General features: G+C 72.9%; 5 protein-coding genes and 1 tRNA gene. 3 read left to right on the top strand and 3 right to left on the bottom strand.

The genetic code is table 11. The annotated features are described in order from the left end of the window. The 3 genes from AOK24_RS31825 to AOK24_RS45095 form a co-directional block, all read left to right on the top strand. Positions 1-908, top strand: a 908-nt coding sequence (locus AOK24_RS31825; protein ID WP_055723496.1) for an SPFH domain-containing protein, incomplete at its 5' end; no start/stop codon positions are given. 208 nt (positions 909-1,116) lie between these two features. After that, positions 1,117-1,635: a DUF3592 domain-containing protein gene (locus AOK24_RS31830; protein ID WP_055723497.1), complete on the top strand. Its 519-nt coding sequence runs from the start codon at positions 1,117-1,119 to the stop codon at positions 1,633-1,635. A gap of 40 nt (positions 1,636-1,675) precedes the next feature. Then, the gene (locus AOK24_RS45095; protein ID WP_079057094.1) at positions 1,676-3,364 is read left to right on the top strand and encodes an AMP-binding protein; all 1,689 of its coding nucleotides are present in this window, start codon (positions 1,676-1,678) and stop codon (positions 3,362-3,364) included. On the opposite strand, the gene AOK24_RS31845 is transcribed toward AOK24_RS45095, so the two are convergent. The 3 genes from AOK24_RS31845 to AOK24_RS31855 form a co-directional block, all read right to left on the bottom strand. Then, positions 3,330-3,403 (bottom strand) — tRNA-Lys (locus tag AOK24_RS31845). The genes AOK24_RS45095 and AOK24_RS31845 overlap by 35 nt on opposite strands. A gap of 114 nt (positions 3,404-3,517) precedes the next feature. After that, entirely contained in the window at positions 3,518-4,276 is a 759-nt protein-coding gene (locus AOK24_RS31850; RefSeq protein ID WP_055723500.1) for an IclR family transcriptional regulator, read from the bottom strand. Between the two features lie 264 nt (positions 4,277-4,540). After that, positions 4,541-5,040 (bottom strand): NAD(P)-dependent oxidoreductase (locus AOK24_RS31855; RefSeq protein ID WP_276206871.1); only part of this gene is annotated, 500 nt, incomplete at its 5' end.

Below are 5,040 nucleotides of genomic sequence, written 5' to 3' on the forward strand. Positions count from 1 at the left end.
AGGGCACCCCCCGTCCGGCCGCCCAGGTCGACCCCGCCCTGGTGGAGCGCCCCGCGCGGGTCCTCCCCGGAACCGTCGGTGTCCTCGCCGGCACCTGCGGCGCCGCGGGCTGCGTCGCCACCTCCTGGTGGGCCGGCGTCCTCCCGCACCTCGCGTCCGAGGCCCTCCACCTTCCGATGTACACGGGGACGGGCCTCGGCCTCGCCCAGTGGGCCGCCTACGCCGGGTCCGGGGCGCTCGGCCTGTTCGGGTTCGGCGGGCTCGCGCGCGGCCGGACCGGACGGGCGTGGGTGCTGGGGCTGTTCGGCCGGTACCGGGGGACCGTCCGGCGTACGGGGCTGATGTGGGTGAACCCCCTCCTGCTGCGCCGCCGGGTCGACGTACGGCTGCGGCACTGGCGCAGCGAGCCGATGCCGGCCGCCGACGGCAGCGGGGTCGCGCTGCGGGCCGTCGTCCTCGTCGTGTGGCGGGTGCGCGACACCGCGCGGGCCACGCTCGGGGTCGAGGACCATGAGACCTACCTGCGCGAATGCGTCGAGGCGGCGCTCGCGCGGATCCCGGTGGAGATGCCGGGCGCCGGGCGCGGTCCGGTCGAGACCGCCGGGGACGCGCTGACCCGGCTGGTCGCGGCGGACGCGGGGGCCATCGGCCTCGAGGTGTACTCCGTCCAGCCCGTCCGGGTCGAGTACGCCCCCGAGGTCGCCGCCGCGATGCACCGCCGCCGGATCGCCGCGCTGGACGCGCAGCACCGGGCCTCGGTCCTCACGTCGGTCGTCGACTCGGTGGAGGACACGGTCACCCGGCTCACCATGCGCGGCCTGGTCGAACTGGACGACTACGAGCGCAAGGCGCTGGTGAAGGACCTCACCGTGGCGTTCTGCGCGGGGCGGGGGGAGGCCGGAGGGTGACTGCTCCAGGGGGAGCCCCGGAGCGGTACCGGGGAGGTAGTACCGAGGGGGTACGTCTGAAGGGGTAGCTCCGAGGGGGTAGTCCCGAGGTATCGCCCGGAACTCTGAGCTTCCCCTGAGGCAACCCGTAGTACCTCAGGGGTACGTTCCCGACACGTGCACCGACCGGCACGCCTGTGCACCGACCAGCACACCCGGGGGAACCGCCATGGACGTCATCTTCTACCTCGTCCCGTCGCTCATGCTCGCCGGCGCCCTCGCCATGGCCGCCATCGTGGTCCTCCGCTCCCGGCGCATCAGCGCCGCCTGGAACAGCGGCTTCACCGCCGAGGGCCGCTGTCTGCGCACGTACACCACGACCAGGAGCGACGCCGGCGAGTACCACCGCACCCGGACGACCCTGCACCACGTCTACGAGTTCACGGCCGCCGACGGCCGCCCCGTCCGCTTCGAGGAGAAGAACGGCCCGGGGACCGTCATCGAGGGCGACTACGTCACCGTCCACTACACCCCCGAGCACCCGGAGCGGGCGACCGCGCTGCCGCCCATGCGGGGCCGCCTCATGGCCGAGTCCGGCGTACTGCTCGCCTTCCTCGGGGTGTTCGCGGCGGTCTGCGTCGCCTTCATGATCGGCGTGCACACCTTCTTCGACCTGGCCGACGGAGTCTTCGGCAGCGGCCCGGACGACCTCCCCGCCGACTTCCCGACCGACTTCCCCACGCCGTGACCATCCTCATCTGACGGTACGTCAACTACCGTGCTCCGCCATGGAGTCCACGGAGCGCGCCGCCACGACCGCCGAACTCGTCGCCCAGGGCTGGGCCGACCACCGCCCCGCCCTGTGGTGGCGGGACACCGTCCTCACCCACCACGACCTCGCCCGCGAAGCCTCCACCCGGGCGGCCCTGCTCACCGCCCTGCTCCCGCCGGACGCACCCCCGCACCTCGGCGTACTCCTCGACAACACACCGGAGTTCGTCCACTGGCTCTCGGCCGCCGCCCTCGCACGAGCCGCCGTCGCCGGCATCAACCCCACCCACCGCGGCCCCGACCTGGCCCGCGACATCCTCCACACCGACTGCGCCCTCCTGATCACCGAACCGTCCCAACTCCCGCTCCTGCGCGGCCTGGACCTCCCCGGCGTCCGCCTCCTGGTCACCGGGACGGACGAATACAGCACCCTCCTGGGGCAGTTCACGGCGACCGCCCTCCACCGCAGCGCCGCCGAGCCCACCGACCGCCTCCTCCTCTACTTCACCTCCGGCTCAACAGGCGCCCCCAAGGCGGCAATCTGTACGCAGGGACGTCTCGCGGCGGCCGGCCGCCGCCTCGCCGAGCAGTTCGCGGTCGAGGAGGACGACGTCCACTACCTGTGCATGCCGATGTTCCACGGCAACGCCGTCATGGCCGGCTGGGCCCCCGCCCTCACCGCCCGCGCCGGCATCGCCCTGCGCTCCCGCTTCTCCGCCTCCGGCTTCCTCGACGACGTACGCCGCTACCGGGCCACGTACTTCACCTACGTCGGCCGGGCGATCCAGTACGTCCTGGCCACGCCGCCCCGCCCGGACGAGGACCGCGACCACCGGCTTCGGCTCGGCTTCGGCACCGAGGCGGGCGCCGTCGACGCGGCGGCGTTCCAACTCCGGTTCGGCACACGGCTGGTGGAGGGGTACGGGTCCAGCGAGGGCGGGGCGGCGATCCAGTGGGCGCCCGGGACGCCCGTCGGCGCGGTCGGTCCTGCCGTGCCCGGTCTCGTCGTACGGAACCCGCAGACGCACGCCGAATGCCCGCCCGCCGTCTTCGGGCCGACCGGAGAACTCCTCAACGGCACCGAGGCGATAGGGGAGTTGGTCAACCACGGCCCTAACCCCTTCGAGGGGTACTGGCGCAACCCCGCCGCCGAGGCCGAACGCCGGCGCGACGGTGCGTACTGGACCGGCGACCTCTTCTACCGCGACGGGAACGGCTACCTCTACTTCGCCGGACGCGGCGACGACCGCATCCGGGTGGACGGGGAGAACCTCGCGGCGGCGCTGATCGAGTCGATCCTCGCGCGGTACGACGGCGCCGACGCCGTGGCCGTGTACGCGGTGCCCGACCCGGTGACCGGGGACCAGGTGATGGCGGCGATCGCCGGGAGGTTCGAGCCGGAGTCGTTCGCCGCGTTCCTGAGCGCCCAGCCCGACCTGGGGACGAAGATGGCGCCCCGGTTCGTGCGGGTGCTGGAGTGGATGCCGGTGACGGCGACGAACAAGATCCAGCGGGCGCGGCTGCGGCGGGAGGGGGTGGCGTGCGGGGACCCGGTGTGGGAGCGGATGCCGGGGGAGGGGGCGTACCGGAGAGCTACGAGTACGACAGGTACGACGGGTGCGCCCGGGCATGCCGAAGGGCCCCTCGCCGGAGCGAAGGGCCCTTCCGATGTGCGCCGCCAGGGACTCGAACCCCGGACCCGCTGATTAAGAGTCAGCTGCTCTAACCAACTGAGCTAGCGGCGCGTGACTCTCGCCGGTTTGTCCTGCTTTTCCCGGCGACAGAGAAAATACTACCTGGTCCCGAGGGGTGCTCCTGACCATGGGCGGGGCCCCTCCCGGAACCCCGCGGGAACACCCTCAGATCGCCAGCGACAGCAGCAGCGGCGTCGCGTGCCGGTGCAGCCGGTCCGCCGCCTGCCTCAGCCGGTGCGCGTCCGAGACCGGCAGGGACAGCGCGAGGCACCCCACGGACGAGCCGTCGGTGATCGGCACGGCCGCGCAGACCGTCCCCACGGCGTACTCCTGGAGGTCTAGTACGGGACTACTCGGGGGCTGGGCCTCCAGCCGGGACAGCAGCAGCTTGTCGCTGGTGATCGTGCGCGAGGTGAGGCGGGCCATCTTGTGGCGGGAGAGATGGTCCCGGCGCCCCTCGCGGTCCAGCTGCCCCAGCAGGCTCTTGCCGATCGCGGTCGCGTGCGCGGAGTACCGGAAGTCCACCCACTCGTGCACCACGGGAGTGGTAGGTCCGGCGGCGTACTGGTCGACCCGTATCTCGCCGTCGACGTACCGGCTGATGTAGACCGCCGCGCCGACCGAGTCCCGCAGCCGGTCCAGGGTGTGTTGGAGCTTCTCGCGCAGGGCGCTCTCCCGGTCCTGCGCGGAAGCGAGGCGGGTGAGGACGGCGCCCGTCACGTACGCCCCGTCCGTAGTCCTTTCGACGTACCCCTCGCGGCGGAGCATCCGCAAGAGCGGGGTCAGTCTGCGGTCGCCGAGGCCGGTGCGGCGGGCGAGCGCGGTGTCGGTGACGCCGTCGGAGTGCCTGGCGATGGTCTCCAGGACCCAGAGCGCCTCCCGCGCGGAGTGGTACGGCGTGGTCGGCTCGTGCTTCAGCGCCACGGTTTTCCCCCTGCGGTCGCTTTCAGGCCGTGATCCGGGTAGCGGATCTCCTCCACGATAACCGCCAACCGCCGGATACGGAGGGGGTGTTGACGAGAACGTGGGGTGACCGTAGGGCCTCCCACGTGCGGCAACGTTCGAACGGCATATGCCTTTGACATGAACCGGAGCCCGGACCTGCACGCTTGACGTGGGCACGCCTGGCGGTCGCGTGGTCGCACCGCGTACTCCGAGCGGAAATATCTACGGCAGCGGCGGCGGGTGTCAGTGGCCGGGGACGTACCCGCGGGCCTTGTCCACCACGTTCACCAGCCGTCTTCCCGCCTCCCTGCGTTCCCACAACTCCACGAACTGCGCGGCCAGCCGGTCGTGCTGCCCCACGAAGGCACCGCCCGCCCGGGGCGTCACGAGCAGATCCGGTACGTCCCACAGCGGGCTGTCCCGGCCGAGCGGCTCGCGCGCGAACACGTCGAGCGCCGCCCCCGCGATCCACCGCCGGCGCAGCGCCTCGGCCAGCGCCGCCTCGTCGACCAGCTCGCCCCGGGCCACGTTCACGAACCGCGCCGACGGCAGCATCACGCCGAACCGGCGCGCGTCGAACATCCCCCGCGTCGCCTGAGTGAGCGGCGCCGCCGCGACGACCCACTCGGCCCGCGCCAGCAGCCGGTCCAGGTCGCCGGGGCCGTGTATCCCGGTCCTCGGCACCCGCCCCACCAGCGCCACCCCCACCCCGACCGCCTTCAGCCCCCGCGCGACGGTACGGC

The organism is Streptomyces niveiscabiei (assembly GCF_001419795.1).
GTDB lineage: Bacteria > Actinomycetota > Actinomycetes > Streptomycetales > Streptomycetaceae > Streptomyces > Streptomyces niveiscabiei.

What these genes read in the sequence shown, in the direction of transcription:
- AOK24_RS31830 (WP_055723497.1), top strand. Translation starts at nt 1,117, where the DNA reads ATGGACGTCATCTTCTACCTCGTCCCGTCGCTCATGCTCGCCGGCGCC.
- AOK24_RS45095 (WP_079057094.1), top strand. Translation starts at nt 1,676, where the DNA reads ATGGAGTCCACGGAGCGCGCCGCCACGACCGCCGAACTCGTCGCCCAG.